Raw genomic sequence first — 15,769 nt, forward strand, 5'->3', positions numbered from 1 at the left:
AAGCCTGCAAACCGGTCGCTCGGGCCGTTCTTGAAAGGACTCACTGCCATAACAAAAAAGTACATGGAGTAGCGTCGATGAAATCTGCAAACCTGTTCTGGCGCCGGGCCAAGCTGCCCTTGGCCGTCAGCCTTGCTTCCACGCTCGCAAGTCCTGCTTTCGCTGTCAGCTTCAACATTGGTGAAATCGAAGGCCAGTTCGACTCGTCGCTCTCCATCGGCGCCAGCTGGTCGACGGCCAACCCCAACAAGAACCTGATAGGGGTGAACAACGGCGGCAAGGGCCTTTCACAGACGTCCGACGATGGCCACCTGAACTTCAAGAAGGGCGAAACCTTCTCCAAGATCTTCAAAGGCATTCATGACCTGGAGCTCAAGTACGGCGACACCGGTGTGTTCGTGCGCGGCAAGTACTGGTACGACTTCGAGCTGAAGGACGAGAACCGCGAGTTCAAGGACATCAGCGACTCCAACCGCAAGGAAGGCGCCAAGTCGTCCGGCGCCGAGCTGCTCGACGCCTTTGTCTACCACAACTACTCCATCGGCGATCAGCCTGGCTCGGTGCGGTTTGGCAAGCAGGTAGTGAGCTGGGGTGAAAGTACCTTCATCGGCGGCGGCATCAACTCGATCAACCCCATCGACGTGTCGGCGTTCCGCCGCCCCGGGGCCGAGATCAAGGAAGGCCTGATTCCCGTCAACATGTTCTACATCTCGCAGAGCCTGACCGACAACCTGTCGGCCGAGGCCTTCTACCAGCTCGAGTGGGACCAGACGGTCGTCGACAACTGCGGCACCTTCTTCTCCCAGCCGGACATCATTGCCGATGGTTGTACCGACAACTTGCGCGTGCTCAATAGCAGCCGCACGGTGCCGGGCGCTGCGCAGCAGTTCCTCGCCTCGCGGGGCGTGAACATCAACGAAGAGGGTGTGATGGTGCGCCGTGGTGCCGACCGCGATGCGCGTGACAGCGGCCAGTTCGGTGTGGCCATGCGCTATATGTTCGAGCCGTTGGACACGGAGTTCGGCGCCTACTTCATGAACTACCACAGCCGTGCACCCATCTTCAGTGCCACAGGGGCTCCGCCGTCCGTGTTCGCCGGGCTGAGCGCCCTGCCTGCACAGCTGCGCGCATTGGCGCCTCTAATCGTGGCGGGTAATTCCGAGTACTTTGTGGAATACCCCGAGGACATCCGCCTTTATGGCTTGAGTTTCTCCACCACGTTACCCACTGGCACCGCCTGGAGCGGCGAAGTCAGCTACCGCCCTAACGCGCCAGTGCAACTCAATACCACGGATATCCTGTTCGCCGGTGTCCGTCCCATTGGCGGCGCGTTGAGCAACGCATCGTTGCTGACCGGTACGCCGGGGCAAGACCTGCATGGGTATCGCCGTAAGGAGATCACCCAGTTCCAGACCACCCTCACCCATTTCTTCGACCAGGTGATGGGCGCCAGCCGGATGACAGTAGTCGGTGAAGTGGGTGTCACCCACGTCGGCGGCCTGGAGAATGCCCACGATACCCGCTACGGTCGCGACCCGGTGTTCGGCCCAGGTCCATTGCCATCCACCGGTGGCGCCGATACCTGCCAGGCGCTCAATGGCAGCACCATCGCTGGCGCGGGTGCGGGGACATCCACCACCAACCTGAACCGCAAATGCGAGAACGACGGCTACACCACCAGCACTTCCTGGGGTTACCGCGCCCGTGTCATCTGGGACTACAACGACGTATTCGCGGGTATCAACCTGAAGCCGAGCGTGGCCTGGTCGCATGACGTGTCCGGCTATTCGCCGGGCCCTGGTGCCAACTTCGAGGAAGGCCGCAAGGCAGTCAGTCTGGGCCTGGACGCCGAGTACCAGAACACCTACACGGCCAGCCTGTCGTACACCAACTTCTTCGATGGCAAGTACAGCACCGTGGATGACCGCGACTTCGTCGCCCTCAGCTTCGGCGTGAACTTCTAAGCATACAGATCCAGGACGACACGACATGAACAAGACCAGAAGTCTACTGCAAGCCGGTGTACTGGGCCTGTCCCTGCTGGCGACCAGCGTCATGGCTGCGGTATCCGCCGACGAGGCGGCCAAGTTGGGCAGTACCCTGACCCCGATGGGGGCTGAAAAGGCCGGCAACGCCGATGGCTCGATCGGCCCGTGGGAGCCGCTGTCGAAGAGTGCGGGCAGCGTCGACGGCAAGGGTTTCCTGGCCGACCCGTATGGCAGTGAAAAGCCGCTGTTCACCATCACTGCGCAAAACGCCGAGCAGTACAAGGACAAGCTTTCGCCGGGCCAGATGGCCATGCTCAAGCGCTACCCGGACACGTTCAAGATCCCAGTATTCAAAACCCATCGCGGCTCCACGGTACCTGCGGACGTGTTCGCCGCCATCAAGAAAAACGCCACCCAGACCACGCTGACGGAAGGCGGCAACGGTTTGAACAACTTCAACACGGCGGTGCCGTTCCCGATCCCGAAAACCGGCCTGGAAGTGATCTGGAACCACATCACCCGTTACCGGGGGGGTAGTGTCAGCCGCCTGGTGATCCAGGCCACGCCGCAGCAGAACGGCTCTTTCAGCCCGGTTTACTTCTCCGACCAGTTCGTCTTCCGCGACAAGATGAAGGATTACGACCCGAACAACCCAGGCAACATCCTGTTCTACTTCAAGCAGGAAGTGACCGCGCCAGCGCGCCTGGCCGGGACCGTGCTGCTGGTGCACGAAACCCTCGACCAGGTGAAGGAGCCGCGCAAGGCGTGGATCTACAACGCCGGCCAGCGTCGCGTTCGCCAGGCGCCGCAAGTGTCGTATGACGGCCCGGGTACCGCCGCCGACGGCCTGCGTACGTCGGACAACCTGGACATGTTCAACGGTGCGCCAGACCGCTACGACTGGAAGCTGGAAGGCAAGAAGGAGCTGTACATCGCATCGAACGCCTTCAAACTGGATGATCCGAAGCTCAAGTATGCCGACATCATCAAGGCTGGGCACATCAACCAGGACCTGGCCCGTTACGAGTTGCGCCGCGTCTGGCACGTAGTCGCAACCCTCAAGCCAGGCCAGCGGCACATCTACGCCAAGCGTGATTTCTACATCGATGAGGACACCTGGCAGGCCGCAGTGATCGACCAGTACGACGGCCGTGGCCAACTGTGGCGCGTGTCCGAGGCCCATGCTCAGCCTTATTACAACGTGGAAGTGCCTTGGTACACCCTGGAAACCATCTACGACCTGCAGTCCGGTCGTTACCTGGCCCTGGGCATGAAGAACGAAGAGAAGCGCGCTTACGACTTTGGCTTCAGTGCCAGCAAGGCCGATTTCCAGCCTGCAGCGCTGCGTCAGTCGGGTATTCGCTAAGCTGAAATCACTGAACGCCGTCTGATCCCCAGAACGCCCCGGCTTGCCGGGGCGTTTCTATTTCCTGAACCGGCCTCTTCGCGGGTGAACCCGCTCCTACGCGGAACCTGTAGGAGCGGGTTCACCCGCGAAGGGGCCGGGCAAGGCAATAAACCTCCTGAATACCTCCCCAAACCCCCGCCCCAGCCCCTGTCCATCAGCCATGTTGCTTTTTGTCGCAGTCTTTTCCATGCCAATTGCGTCCATCATCTTCAAATGCGCAGCGTTAACGGCTAGTCTCGCAAACATCCATACCGCCGTTGTCTTCCAACCAGAACGAGCCGGCCATGACAGATCTGTCCCGTACGCATGGATTCGCGAGTCAGGCCCTTGGCCTGCGGGACGGGCGTTTCTTCCGGCCGCCGCTGCCGGATGGCCATGTGCAGCGCCTGCGTTTGTGCCAGCGGCTGGAAGCCGGTTTGGGCGGGCGGCTGCTGCTGGTCAATGCCCCGGCGGGTTTCGGCAAAAGCTCCCTGGCCATCGAGTTTTGCGAAACACTGCCCGAGCACTGGCGTAGCCTGTGGCTTGGCCTGAGCCAGCGGGACGCCGACCCTGGCCGCTTCCTTGAGCGCTTGCTTGAAGGCCTGCAGCAATACTGCCCGGCACTGGGCGGCCAGGCCATGGGCCTGCTGAAAATGCGCCAGCGCCATCAGCCGTTTGCCTTTGAAGAGTGGCTCGACGGCCTGCTCGACGAGCTGGCGCTGTACCTACAAGCTGATACGCCGCTGCTGCTGGTACTGGACGACTATCACCTGGCCCAAGGGCCGGTGCTTGACCGTTGCCTGCAGTTCTTCCTCAATCATCTGCCACCCGGCCTGGTGTTGCTGGTGACCAGCCGCCAGCGGCCAGACTGGCACCTGGCGCGGCTGCGCCTGTCCCGACAGTTGGTCGAGCTTAACGAACAGGACCTGCGCCTCACCGCGGATGAGTCGCTGGCAGTGATCGGTCGCCAGCCTACCGGCCTGCGCGGCCAGGCACTGGACAACCTGATCCAGCGCAGCGACGGCTGGGTCGCCGGGCTGCGTTTCTGGCAACTGGCGGCCAGCGACAGCGCCGACGAGCAAGCCTTGCCCCAGGCGCTGCATGGTGGCGAGGGTCTGATCCGCGACTACCTGCTTGAAGAAGTCATCGATAGGCTACCTGCAGACGTGCAGGCTTTCTTGTACGAAACCGCCTGCCAGGAGCGTTTCTGCGCTCCGCTTTGCGATGCGATGCGTGGCCGCCACGACAGTGCCGCCGTCCTGACCTTCCTGCAGGCGCATCAGGTGTTCCTTGTGCCGCTGGACGAGCATGGGCACTGGTTCCGCTATCACCATTTGTTCTCCGACCTGCTGCGTAGCCGACAGGCGAGCGAATCGCAGGTCGCTCTGCATTTGCGGGCCTGCCGCTGGTTTGAAGCTCAGGACCTGCTGGACGAGGCGGTGGAGCAGGCTTTGCGTGCCGGCCACCTCGATGTTGCCGCCGACCTGGTGCAAAGTTTGTCCGAAGAGCAACTGCTGGCCGAGCAGAACGTCGGCATGTTGCTGCGTTGGAAGATGGACCTGCCCGACAGTCTGTTGATCAGCACGCCGCGGCTGATCGTGCTGTACAGCTGGGCGTTGGGGCTGGCTTGCCAGCTGGATGCTGCCGAAGAACTGGCCGGCTACCTCAGTCGCTTTCTGCCCGCGCCTTCGGCGACCGCGCAAAAGTCGATGCTGGCCCAATGGCTGGCACTCAGTGGGGTCATTGCCCGTGGCCGTGGCGACCGCGAGCGCACCCTGGCCTATTGCGGCGAAGCGTTACAGAGCCTGCCGAGCAAGCGCTACGGCCAACGCCTGGTGTGTTTGTCGACGCTGTCCAACCTGGCCATTGCCGATGGCGACTTCTGGCGGGCCCGAGGCTGGAACCGCGAGGCCCTGGAGCTGGCCCAGCGGGTCGGTAACCCCTTGTTCGAGGCGCTGGCGCATTACGATCGGGCGCGGGTGCTGCATGCCCGTGGCGAGGTGCTGCGCGCGCTGGACGAAGTGCGCCAGGGGCTACAACGTCTGCAAGGGCTTTCCGCACAGCGGCTGTATGCCGTGCGTGCGCGGCTGACGCTTTATGAAGGTTACCTGCTGGTCTCGCGTCTGCAGCCAGCTCAGGGCCGCGCGCGTTTGCGCGCCGGGCTGGGTGAGGCGCGAGCGTGCCGGGACATCAGTGTGCTCATCGGTCATTGCGTGATTGCCACGCTCGATGGCCGGGAAGGTCACTTTGCCGAGGCCTTTGCCGAACTGGCCGAGGCCGAGCGCTTGATGCACATCTGGGATGTGCCCCCGGTCTACTACCTGGCCATGATTACCCTGGTCAAATGCGAACTGTGGCTGGCCCAGGGACGTACCGACCTGGCGGAGTCCTGGCTGCAGCGCCTGGGCCAGACCTATGGCGGCGAGCAGCCGGCGGCGGCACCGGAATTCCATCCGCTCCTGCCGTTGCACATTGCGTTGCAGCAGGCAGCGCTCGATCGCATCCAGTTGCGTAGCGACGATGCCGTGCAGCGCCTGGCATGCCTGGTAAAGCGCGGCCAGGCCAGTGGCGGCATGATGCTCGCCGTCAGCGCCTTGAGCCAATGGCTTTCCCTGCTGTTGGACGAAGGCAAGGAAGGGCAGGCCGCGCAGTTGCTGCCAAGTTTGCTGGAAGCGGCGCATGGCGGTGTGATGCAGCCAATGCAGCCACTGCTGGAAAAACACCCGCAATGGCTTCATGAACAACTGCAGGCAGGCGCCGCTTGCCCGGTGCAGGCGGAACTGCTCAAGCACCTGCCGCCAGTGCCAATCGCCAGTACGGGCAACGGCGAAGCGCTGAGTGGCCGCGAAATGGCTGTGCTCGAACTGATTGCCCAAGGCTGTTCCAATCAGCAGATCAGCGAGCGGCTGTTCATTTCCCTGCACACGGTGAAGACCCACGCCAGCCACATCAACAGCAAGTTGGGCGTGGAGCGGCGCACCCAGGCGGTGGCCAAGGCCAAATCCCTGGGGTTGCTGGCGTGATACTGGCCCTGCAGGTCATTGCTCGTTAAAGTGATGGCCTGACGCCATATTTTTTGGCCGACAATGCTCTACCCTCATCTTTCCCGACCAGCTGCCGATACAGCGATCGGTGGCATCGCCTCGCGCGATTTTTCAATCATTCCAAGGCAGGTCGTGTTGATGCTGCAGTACGGGCAAAAGAGCTTTCTGATCGTCGACGACTTTACCGACTTTCGTACGTCGACCCGTTCCATGTTGCGCGAGTTGGGCGTGCGCGACGTGGACACCGCTGACAGCGGCGAGCAGGCGCTGCGCATGTGCGCGCAGAAGCGCTATGACTTCATCCTGCAGGACTTCCATCTGGGCGATGGCAAGAAGAACGGGCAGCAGGTGCTTGAAGACCTGATCATCGACAAGCACATCAGCCATGAGTGCGTGTTCATCATGGTCACTGCCGAGAGCAGTCAGGCGATTGTCCTTAGCGCCATCGAGCACGAGCCCGATGCCTACCTGACCAAACCGTTCAACCGGGTTGGCCTTGCCCAGCGCGTCGAGAAACTGTTCCAGCGCAAGACGTTGCTAAAACCGATCCTGCAGGCGCTGGACCGCAACCGTCCGGCCGAAGTACTGGCGGCCTGCGCCGAGCTGTGCAAGAAGGATCCGCGTCTGGCACCCTTGTGCTTGCGCTACCGGGCCGATGCCCTGCGCAACCTCAACCGTTTCGAGGAACTGGAAAAATTCCTCAAGGCCATCCTGGCCAGCCGTCCGCAGCCGTGGGTATATGCCGCGTTGGGCGCACTGATGCACAAGCGTGGTCAGAATGCCCAGGCCCAGGGTGTATACGAGCAGGCGCTCAAGGCGTTCCCGATCATGCCAGGCCTTTACGATGGCATGGCCGAGGTGCTGGTGGCGCAGGGTGATACCCGGCGCGCGCAGAACTTGCTTGAAGAAGCCGTGCGCCTGTCGCCTTTGTCGGTGCGTCGGCAGTCGACGCTGGGCAAGCTGGCGCTGGAGAACGAAGACTTCGAAAGCGCATCGAAGGCGTTCCGCCATGCGGTGAACCAGGGGCAGAGTTCGCGCTACAAGGATGCCGAAAACAACCTTGGCCTGGTGCAGGCGTTGATGAGCAAGAATGCAGGCTTCGGCCTGGACGCCCGTACCCGGGTCGAGATCAACACCACGCTCAGCGAAGTGGCCAAGGAAAACCCCGAAGACCAAGGCCTGCAGGTGCGTGCGCGGATGATGAAGGCTGCCAGCCTGCAGCAGGCCGGCGACCCGGAAACGGCCGGCAAGCTGACAGAACAGGCGATTCAGCGCCTGGACAAGATGAACCAGTTCTTCTCTGTCGATTCGGCCCTGACGGTCGCTGCGCAACTGCAGGCGATGGGGCAGGAAGCCGCCGCCATCGGCGTGCTGAAGAACTGCGTGGAAAGTTATGGCGATGACCCCAAGGTCATGGAGAAAGTGGGCAAGCTGACGGATGACCCCAGCGTGCTCAACGCCATTACCGAAGCGGTCACCCTCAATCGGCAGGGTGTGCGCAGTTACCAGGGAGGGCAGCTTGGCGAGGCGTTGCAACTGTTCCGAAAGGCATTGGGTTTACAGCCGAAGAACATCAGCATCGCCCTCAATACCGCCCAGGCGCTGCTGCGCATCGGCGGTGACAACCCTCAGCCTGCGATCATGCAGGAGTGCCGCGACGCCTTGACCAGCGTGGCCGGTATCCCTGCCAGCGACAATCGCTATGACCGTTACCGCAAACTGCACATCCGAGTGTTCGGCGCATGAATCAAGACAATCAGGGGCTGGATTTTTCCACGGTGATCGCCTCCACCGTGCACGACCTCAAAAGTTCGTTGTCGGCGCTGATCCAGTCCCACAGCCAGTGGGTGGAGCGCTTGCCCGAGGAACTGCGCGGCGGTGCCGAACAGGGGATCATGGAGCATGAATTTCGTCACCTCAACGGCATGCTGGTGCAGTTGCTGGGCTTGTACAAACTGGGTGTGAACCAGTTGCCGGTATGCCCGGACTACCATGAGCTGGATGATTTCATCGAAGCCCAGCTGGCGGCGCACGAGGAAGTACTCAAGCACAACGACATTCTCGCCACCTGGCGCATCGACACCGACAACCCGCTGGGTTTCTTCGACCGCGAACTGGTGGCCTCGGTGATCGCCAACGTCATCACCAACGCCACCCGCTTTGCCGGGCACGCCTTGCTGATCACCATCGAAGAGGCCGACAACCAGTTGGCCATTTGCGTCAACGATGACGGCCCGGGTTATCCAAAGCACATGCTCGAGCGCCAGGAGGATTACATCCAGGGCATCGACTCGACCAGCGGCAGTACCGGCCTTGGGTTGTATTTTGCGGCGCGGATCGCCGCGTTGCATGAAAGCGGCGGGGTGCGCGGGCGGATCGAGATCTCCAACGGCGGGGCGCTTGGGGGCGGGTTGTTCAGGTTGTTTTTGCCTTGAGGTATTGGGTGCCTGGGCGATCGAGCGCCGCCCGCGCGGCGCATCGCGAGCAAGCTCGCTCCTACATTTGTTTCGGGCCAGTATTGCCTGCACCCTCGCGCGCGACCGCCTTGTTTGTTCCACGCAATATCGAGGTGGGCGCCAAGGTGGCGCGCACCTCCGCCTCAGGAATAACTGGCCCGAAACAAATGTAGGAGCGAGCTTGCTTGCGATGCGCCGCGCGGGCGGCGCTCGAGCTCACAGGCGCCACTTCGCTCAAGACATGAACCTCGTGCACCCACCCCATTTTCCTGTCAGGCTCCCAGCAGAACCCAGCTTCACCTGCGAGAACACCATGACCCAAGCCCCGCCTGCCCTCATCCGCGAAACCTTCCCCGTCGGCCCCTTGCAGTGCAACTGCACGCTGATCGGCGACCCCCTGACCAAGAAAGCCATGGTCGTCGACCCGGGTGGTGATGTGGACAAGATCCTTGCCCGCCTGCAGGTCCACGGCCTGACGCTGGTGAGCATCATCCACACCCATGCGCACTTCGACCACTTCCTCGCGTCAGGCAAGCTCAAGGAGCTGACGGGTGCCACGCTGCACCTGCACAAGGACGACCAGATGCTGTGGGACAACCTTGAGATGCAGTGCCAGATGTTCGGCGTACCTTACACCCCGGTACCGGCACCGGACCGCTGGCTGGGCGATGACGAAGAACTGGCCTGCGGCTGCGGTGTGGCGTTGCATACGCCAGGCCATACCCCGGGCTCGATGAGCTTTTGGTTCGCCGACGCCAAGTTGTTGATTGCCGGTGACACCCTGTTCCGCCGGGGGATTGGCCGCACCGATTTGTGGGGTGGCGACCAGCGGGCAATCGTGCGTTCCATCAAAGAGCGGCTGTACCGGCTGGACGAAGAGGCCATCGTGGTGACCGGCCACGGGCCCGACACCCGTTTGGGCGACGAGATGCGGGAAAATCCATTCGTGCGTGCCTGATGGCACATGAAGGCACTTTCATGGAATTTTTCGTTGCCGATGCGTTCCAAGGCTGGCATAGAACCCTTTGGGATCTGCCGCATTTATGAATTTCAGTAGGAGCTTGTCCATGTTCACCATGCGTCGTCTGATTATCGTCGCAACCGCCGCTGCACTGATGACCGGCTGTGCCGGCCAGAACCCCTACGACAACCAGGGTCAGGCGCAGGGCTCCACAGGGATGAGCAAGACCGCCAAGTACGGCGGCCTGGGGGCGCTGGCCGGTGCCATCGCCGGCGCTGCCATCGACCACAACAACCGTGGCAAGGGTGCACTGATCGGTGCTGCCGCTGTGGGTGCCGCTGCAGCCGGTTATGGTTATTACGCCGACAAGCAGGAAGCTGAACTGCGCGCGCAAATGGCCAACACAGGTGTGGAAGTGCAGCGTCAGGGTGACCAGATCAAGCTGATCATGCCGGGCAACATCACCTTCGCCACCGACTCGGCCAACATCGCCCCAAGCTTCTACTCGCCGCTGAACAACCTGGCTGGCTCGTTCAAGCAGTTCAACCAGAACACCATCGAAGTGGTCGGCTTCACCGACAGCACGGGCAGCCGCCAGCACAACATGGACCTGTCCCAGCGCCGTGCGCAGGCGGTCAGCACCTACCTGACTTCGCAGGGTGTGGATGCCTCGCGTATCTCTGTCCGTGGCATGGGCCCGGACCAGCCGATCGCCAGCAATGCTGACGCCAATGGTCGTGCGCAGAACCGCCGTGTGGAAGTGAACCTGAAGCCGATTCCGGGTCAGCAGTATGAGCAGCAAGGTCAGGTTCAGCAGTATCCCTGATTGACCTTCAGGGCCGCTTTACAGCTCTGTGGGAGCGGGCAATCCCGCTCCCACAAAGCTTGCAAAGAAGCCTCTGCTTTTAGCGCGCCACGCTGGCCTGAATCGCCGTCAGGGCAATGGTATGTACGATATCGTCAACCTGCGCCCCACGCGGCAAGTCGTTCACCGGCTTGCGCAAACCCTGCAGCATCGGCCCCAGGCTGACCCCGTCGGCACTGCGCTGCACCGCCTTGTGCGTGGTATTGCCGGTATTCAGGTCGGGGAACACGAACACCGTGGCGCGCCCGGCCACCGGGCTCGCCGGCGCCAGCTCTCGTGCGATTGCCGGGTTGGCCGCTGCGTCATACTGCAACGGCCCATCGATCAGTAGCGCCTGGGCCGCGTCCTGTGCCAGGCGTGTCGCTTCGCGCACTTTCTCGACTTCTTCATCGCTGGCCGAATCGCTTGAATAACTGATCATCGCCACCCGTGGCGCGATGCCGAAGGCCTGCGCCGATTCGGCACTCTGCTGGGCAATCTCCGCCAGCTCGGCAGCGCTTGGGTGCGGGTTCATCACGCAGTCGCCGTACACCAGCACCTGCTCGGGGAACAGCATGAAGAACACCGACGAGACCAGGCTCGAGCCGGGTGCGGTCTTGATCAGCTGCAGGGCCGGGCGGATGGTGTTGGCCGTGGAGTGCACCAGGCCCGAGACCAGGCCGTCCACTTCGTCCAGGGCCAGCATCATGGTGCCGATCACCACGGGGTCTTCCAGTTGCTGCTCGGCCATCGGTGCGTTGAGGTTCTTGCTTTTGCGCAGCTCGACCATGGGTTCCACGTAGCGCCCGCGAATCAGTTCGGGGTCGAGAATCTCCAGCCCTGGCGGCAACGTGATGCCCTGGGCGCGGGCCACGGCGTCAACATCTTCGGGTTTGGCCAGCAGCACACAGCGGGCGATGCCGCGGGCCTGGCAGATGGCTGCGGCCTGCACCAACAGTGGCTCGGCGCCTTCTGGCAGGACGATGCGCTTGTTGGCCTGCTGCGCACGTTGGATCAGCTGGTAGCGGAACACTGCCGGTGACAGGCGCAGTTCGCGCGGCGTGCCGCAGCGCTGGTGCAGCCAGGCCGCGTCGAGGTGGCTGGCGACGAAGTCGGTGATGAACTCGGCTCGCTCGCGGTCGTCCACCGGGATTTCGCGGTTCAGCGAGTTAAGCTGGTTGGCGGTGTCGTACGAGCCGGTGCTGACCGAAAGGATCGGCAGGCCGGCCTGCAGTGCACCGCGGCACAGGCCAAGGATACGCACGTCAGGCTTGCTGTCGCTGGTCAGCAGCAAGCCGGCCAGGGGCACGCCATTGATCGCTGCCAGGCTGACAGCGAGGATGATGTCGTCGCGGTCGCCGGGGGTTACCACCAGGGTACCCGAGGTCAGTAGCGGGACCGTGTTGGCCACCGTGCGTGCACAGATGATGATCTTGCTCATGCGCCGCTGCTCGTAATCGCCAGCATTGAGCACCTGGGCGCCGAGCAGCTCGGCCACATCGCGTGTCCGCGGTGCGTTCAGCTCGGGCTGGTAGGGGATGCAGCCAAGCAGGCGGAAGTCATTGCCACGCAGCAATGGCGAGTGCTCGCGCAGGCGGGTGGCGAAGTCCGCCATGCTCTCGTCGGTACGCACCTTGTTGAGGATCACCCCGAGCACTTTCGGGTCGCGTGGGCCGCCAAACAGTTGGGCCTGCAGTTCGACCCGGCCAGACAGCTCGCTGAGCACTTCGTTTTCCGGGGCCGATACCAGGATTACCTCGGCATCCAGGCTCTTGGCCAGGTGCAGGTTGACCCGCGCTGCGTAGCTGGCGTGGCGCGTGGGCACCATTCCCTCGACCACAACCACGTCATTGCCGACGCAGGCTTGCTGGTAGAGGCGGATGATTTCTTCAAGCAGCTCGTCCAGTTGGCCATCGCCGAGCATGCGCTCGACGTGGGCCAGGCTCAGTGGGACCGGTGGCTTGATGCCGTGAGTGCGGGCGACCAGTTCGGTTGAGCGCTCGGGGCCGGTGTCACCCGGGTGGGGCTGGGCGATAGGCTTGAAAAAGCCGACCTTCAGGCCGGCACGCTCCAAGGTGCGCACCAGGCCCAGGCTGATCGAAGTCAGGCCGACACCAAAGTCGGTCGGCGCAATGAAAAATGTCTGCATGCGTGCTTCTCGAAATAAGCGGTGCAAGAAATTAACGGTCAAGGGTAGCGCTATCGGCCCCTTGTGCGCACCAGCCGCAAGCGAAAGGTTGGCCGATGTGTTGCGCACGTTGTGCCGGGTCGAGCACCCAAGGGCGTGCCTGCCACGGCGGCTGGTGGCGCAGGTGCTGGGTATGGCCGCACGAAAGTTCCACCACCCAGTGGCCTTCTTCGTCCTGATGAAAGCCGTTGATCCGACTGATGGGCCGTTGCTCGTCTGCACCACGTTCGCAATCGGACGATGGCAAGGTTACACTTGTCCGCTCTACATTCTTTTGCAAAAGGTCTTGCCCCATGCTGATCGCCGCCAACAAGGCTGTCTCCATCGACTATACCCTGACCAACGACGCCGGGGAGACCATCGACAGCTCCGCCGGTGGCGCGCCGCTGGTTTACCTGCACGGTGCCGGCAACATCATCCCGGGCCTGGAAAAAGCCCTGGAAGGCAAGCAGGCTGGTGACGAGCTGAACGTTTCCATTGAACCTGAAGAGGCCTACGGCGAGTACCTGGCCGAACTGGTCAGCACCCTGAACCGTAGCCTGTTCGAAGGTGTCGACGAGCTGGAAGTGGGCATGCAGTTCCACGCTTCGGCGCCGGACGGCCAGATGCAGATCGTCACCATCCGCGACATCGACGGCGACGACGTCACCGTTGATGGCAACCACCCACTGGCCGGTCAGCGCCTGACCTTCCAGGTCAAGGTTGTGAACGTGCGTGACGCCAGCGACGAAGAAATCGCTCACCGTCACATCCACGGTGAAGGTGGCCATCACCACTGATTTTCTGCGCTAAGCTCAGAAAGTCGCCAGGCGCTCGGGCAAGCCGATTTGCCTTCCTACGGGAGGTGAACGGTTTGGACGAGCGCCTTTTTAGTGGGCGAAATTCGCCTGCACGGCAACCGGGAACCTGAGAGGGGATTTCATCATGAGTGCATTTCACGACCTGAAACTGGAAGCGCTGAACGGCGGAGAGCTGCCCCTCGCACCCTTCAAGGGCCAAGTGGTGCTGGTGGTCAACGTCGCCTCCAAATGTGGCCTGACGCCGCAATACAAGGCCCTGGAAAACCTCTACCAGATCTACAAGGACAAGGGCTTCAATGTGCTTGGCCTGCCGTGCAACCAGTTTGCCGGGCAGGAACCGGGTAGCGAAAAGGAAATCCAGGACTTCTGCAGCCTCAACTACGGGGTCAGCTTCCCGCTGGGGCGCAAGCTGGATGTCAACGGGCCGCAGCGCCATTCGTTGTACCGCCTGCTGGCAGGCGAGGGGGCCGAGTTCCCCGGTGACATTACCTGGAATTTCGAGAAGTTTCTGGTGGGCAAGGATGGCCGGGTGCTGGCGCGTTTCTCACCCCGCACGGCGCCGGATGACCCGGCAGTGGTGCAGGCCATTGAAAAAGCACTGGTCTGAATAGTGCCGGGCGCGATCATTGTGGCACCTGCGAAGCCGAGCACCGCCTGCGCGGCGCTCGCTTTCACAGGCGCTGCACATACTGCGTCGAACGCCCAGCCGCAGCACTGACATTGCGACAAGCGCTATCCAGATACCCCTCGAACTGCTCGACAATCGCCGGCCAGCCTTGGCGGCTGGCATGCTGTCGCGCATTCAGGCGCACCCTGCGCAACGTCTCCACTTCTTCCAGTAACCAGCAAGCAGCGTCGACAAACGCCGCCTGGTCCCCCGGCATGGCCAGCGCGCCACTGTGGCCATGACGAATATGCTGCGCTGCGGCCGCCTCGTCATAAGCAACCACCGCCAACCCTGAGGCCATGGCTTCGAGCACCACATTGCCGAAGGTTTCGGTCAGGCTCGGGAACAGGAACAGGTCGCCGCTGGCATAGTGCTCGGCCAGTCGTTCACCGCGCTGGGCGCCGCAAAACACGGCGTCCGGTATCTCTTGTTCAAGCCTGGCCCGCTTAGGCCCGTCGCCGACCATGATCAGGCGCAGGCGCTTCTGTGGATACGTCTTGCGTAATGCCTCGAAGCAAGGCCGTAGCAAGCCCAGGTTCTTTTCCGCCGCCAGCCGCCCCACATGCAGTACGGCGATGTCCTCCGGGCCTAGCCCCCAGCTTTCGCGCAGGGCCTGGCTGCGCCGGGCCGGATTGAACAGGCAGGCATCGACCCCTCGGGCCAGCAACTCCAGGCGTTCGAAACCGCGACGCTCCAGCTCCAGGCGCTGGCTGGCACTCGGCACCAAGGTGATTGCCGTGCGCCGATGGAACCAGCGCAAGTAGTGAGTGAGCAGGCGCGCCAGCAGGCCAAGGCCGTACTGGCCGGAATACTGCGGGAAGTTGGTGTGGAAGCCACTGACCACCGCCACCCCCAGGCGTCGGGCCGCGCGTAGGGCGCTGAGCCCCAGCGGCCCCTCGGTGGCGATGTACAGTACATCCGGGCGCTGCCTGCGCCAGCGGCGCAACAGCTTGTGCATCGACACCTCGCCCCACTGCAAACCCGGGTAGCCCGGCAGCGCCCAGCCACGGCACAGCATCAGCTGCGGGTCGTTGTGCGCGTGCCCTTCGCCGGCCTGGCGCGGGCGTACCACCTCGACCTCATGGCCGCGTTGGCGCAACCCTTCACTGAGGCGGCCAAGGGTGTTGGCCACGCCATTGATCTCGGGTGGGAAGGTTTCGCTGACCAGGGTAATGCGTAGGGCGGGTGTATTCATGACAAAAAGTTTCCACCTGCCGGGTTGCGCTAATGTGACCGCCTTGTGACGTAAAGATGACGCCTGACCACTGGCACGTTTGCCTTCATGAATATTTCCTCGCACAGCACTCAAGAAGGTGTCCCCGGCAGCCGATGAAGATGCATTCGACTACGTGATGCGCTCCAGGAGAGCGGTGATGTTCAACAACAAGCTCAAGCAAGAAATCCGGCAACTGCGCGAAGACCTGATGTCCATTG

Annotated in this window: 12 protein-coding genes; 9 read left to right on the forward strand and 3 right to left on the reverse strand. The window is 62.5% G+C overall.

Annotation, left to right across the window (positions count from 1 at the left end; translation table 11 throughout):
• Positions 1-77 precede the first annotated feature (77 nt).
• The 7 genes from I8746_RS14170 (at position 78) to I8746_RS14200 (ending at position 10,662) form a co-directional block, all read left to right on the forward strand.
• Complete coding sequence (locus tag I8746_RS14170) at positions 78-1,964, forward strand: DUF1302 domain-containing protein (protein ID WP_012051197.1); 1,887 nt, start codon at positions 78-80, stop codon at positions 1,962-1,964.
• Positions 1,965-1,989: 25 nt separating this feature from the next.
• The gene (locus tag I8746_RS14175) at positions 1,990-3,354 is read left to right on the forward strand and encodes a DUF1329 domain-containing protein (RefSeq protein WP_012051198.1); all 1,365 of its coding nucleotides are present in this window, start codon (positions 1,990-1,992) and stop codon (positions 3,352-3,354) included.
• 326 nt (positions 3,355-3,680) lie between these two features.
• Entirely contained in the window at positions 3,681-6,398 is a 2,718-nt protein-coding gene (locus I8746_RS14180) for a LuxR C-terminal-related transcriptional regulator (protein WP_012051199.1), read from the forward strand.
• A gap of 159 nt (positions 6,399-6,557) precedes the next feature.
• Positions 6,558-8,165, forward strand: coding sequence for a tetratricopeptide repeat-containing response regulator (locus I8746_RS14185; RefSeq protein ID WP_003247330.1), 1,608 nt, complete (start codon positions 6,558-6,560; stop codon positions 8,163-8,165).
• Positions 8,162-8,854 carry a sensor histidine kinase KdpD gene (locus tag I8746_RS14190; protein ID WP_010952009.1) on the forward strand — a complete coding sequence of 231 codons (693 nt, stop codon included), beginning with the start codon at positions 8,162-8,164 and terminating at the stop codon, positions 8,852-8,854. Before I8746_RS14185 ends, I8746_RS14190 begins: the two co-directional genes overlap by 4 nt.
• Before the next feature lie 334 nt (positions 8,855-9,188).
• Positions 9,189-9,833 carry an MBL fold metallo-hydrolase gene (locus I8746_RS14195; RefSeq protein ID WP_004575872.1) on the forward strand — a complete coding sequence of 215 codons (645 nt, stop codon included), beginning with the start codon at positions 9,189-9,191 and terminating at the stop codon, positions 9,831-9,833.
• 109 nt (positions 9,834-9,942) lie between these two features.
• Positions 9,943-10,662 carry an OmpA family protein gene (locus I8746_RS14200; protein WP_003247328.1) on the forward strand — a complete coding sequence of 240 codons (720 nt, stop codon included), beginning with the start codon at positions 9,943-9,945 and terminating at the stop codon, positions 10,660-10,662.
• Between the two features lie 79 nt (positions 10,663-10,741).
• Here the strand turns inward: I8746_RS14200 and pta are convergent, their stop codons facing one another.
• The gene (gene pta, locus I8746_RS14205) at positions 10,742-12,829 is read right to left on the reverse strand and encodes a phosphate acetyltransferase (protein WP_014755345.1); all 2,088 of its coding nucleotides are present in this window, start codon (positions 12,827-12,829) and stop codon (positions 10,742-10,744) included.
• Between the two features lie 31 nt (positions 12,830-12,860).
• Positions 12,861-13,163 (reverse strand): DUF3565 domain-containing protein, encoded by a 303-nt coding sequence (locus tag I8746_RS14210; RefSeq protein ID WP_014755346.1) that lies wholly within the window; start codon positions 13,161-13,163, stop codon positions 12,861-12,863.
• Here I8746_RS14210 and I8746_RS14215 point away from each other — a divergent pair.
• Together I8746_RS14215 and I8746_RS14220 are read left to right on the forward strand one after the other, a co-directional pair.
• Positions 13,162-13,647, forward strand: coding sequence for a peptidylprolyl isomerase (locus I8746_RS14215; RefSeq protein WP_003247325.1), 486 nt, complete (start codon positions 13,162-13,164; stop codon positions 13,645-13,647). The genes I8746_RS14210 and I8746_RS14215 overlap by 2 nt on opposite strands.
• A 145-nt stretch (positions 13,648-13,792) precedes the next feature.
• The gene (locus I8746_RS14220; protein WP_012051204.1) at positions 13,793-14,275 is read left to right on the forward strand and encodes a glutathione peroxidase; all 483 of its coding nucleotides are present in this window, start codon (positions 13,793-13,795) and stop codon (positions 14,273-14,275) included.
• Positions 14,276-14,339: 64 nt separating this feature from the next.
• Here the strand turns inward: I8746_RS14220 and I8746_RS14225 are convergent, their stop codons facing one another.
• Positions 14,340-15,530, reverse strand: coding sequence for a glycosyltransferase family 1 protein (locus tag I8746_RS14225; RefSeq protein ID WP_012051205.1), 1,191 nt, complete (start codon positions 15,528-15,530; stop codon positions 14,340-14,342).
• Between the last annotated feature and the right edge of the window lie 239 nt (positions 15,531-15,769).

The organism is Pseudomonas sp. USTB-Z, assembly GCF_019691255.1.
Lineage (GTDB): Bacteria > Pseudomonadota > Gammaproteobacteria > Pseudomonadales > Pseudomonadaceae > Aquipseudomonas > Aquipseudomonas alloputida.

What these genes read in the sequence shown, in the direction of transcription:
- I8746_RS14215 (WP_003247325.1), top strand. Translation starts at nt 13,162, where the DNA reads ATGCTGATCGCCGCCAACAAGGCTGTCTCCATCGACTATACCCTGACC.
- I8746_RS14220 (WP_012051204.1), top strand. Translation starts at nt 13,793, where the DNA reads ATGAGTGCATTTCACGACCTGAAACTGGAAGCGCTGAACGGCGGAGAG.
- I8746_RS14225 (WP_012051205.1), bottom strand. Translation starts at nt 15,530, where the DNA reads ATGAATACACCCGCCCTACGCATTACCCTGGTCAGCGAAACCTTCCCA.
- I8746_RS14170 (WP_012051197.1), top strand. Translation starts at nt 78, where the DNA reads ATGAAATCTGCAAACCTGTTCTGGCGCCGGGCCAAGCTGCCCTTGGCC.
- I8746_RS14180 (WP_012051199.1), top strand. Translation starts at nt 3,681, where the DNA reads ATGACAGATCTGTCCCGTACGCATGGATTCGCGAGTCAGGCCCTTGGC.
- I8746_RS14190 (WP_010952009.1), top strand. Translation starts at nt 8,162, where the DNA reads ATGAATCAAGACAATCAGGGGCTGGATTTTTCCACGGTGATCGCCTCC.
- I8746_RS14175 (WP_012051198.1), top strand. Translation starts at nt 1,990, where the DNA reads ATGAACAAGACCAGAAGTCTACTGCAAGCCGGTGTACTGGGCCTGTCC.
- pta (WP_014755345.1), bottom strand. Translation starts at nt 12,829, where the DNA reads ATGCAGACATTTTTCATTGCGCCGACCGACTTTGGTGTCGGCCTGACT.
- I8746_RS14195 (WP_004575872.1), top strand. Translation starts at nt 9,189, where the DNA reads ATGACCCAAGCCCCGCCTGCCCTCATCCGCGAAACCTTCCCCGTCGGC.
- I8746_RS14200 (WP_003247328.1), top strand. Translation starts at nt 9,943, where the DNA reads ATGTTCACCATGCGTCGTCTGATTATCGTCGCAACCGCCGCTGCACTG.
- I8746_RS14210 (WP_014755346.1), bottom strand. Translation starts at nt 13,163, where the DNA reads ATGGGGCAAGACCTTTTGCAAAAGAATGTAGAGCGGACAAGTGTAACC.
- I8746_RS14185 (WP_003247330.1), top strand. Translation starts at nt 6,558, where the DNA reads ATGCTGCAGTACGGGCAAAAGAGCTTTCTGATCGTCGACGACTTTACC.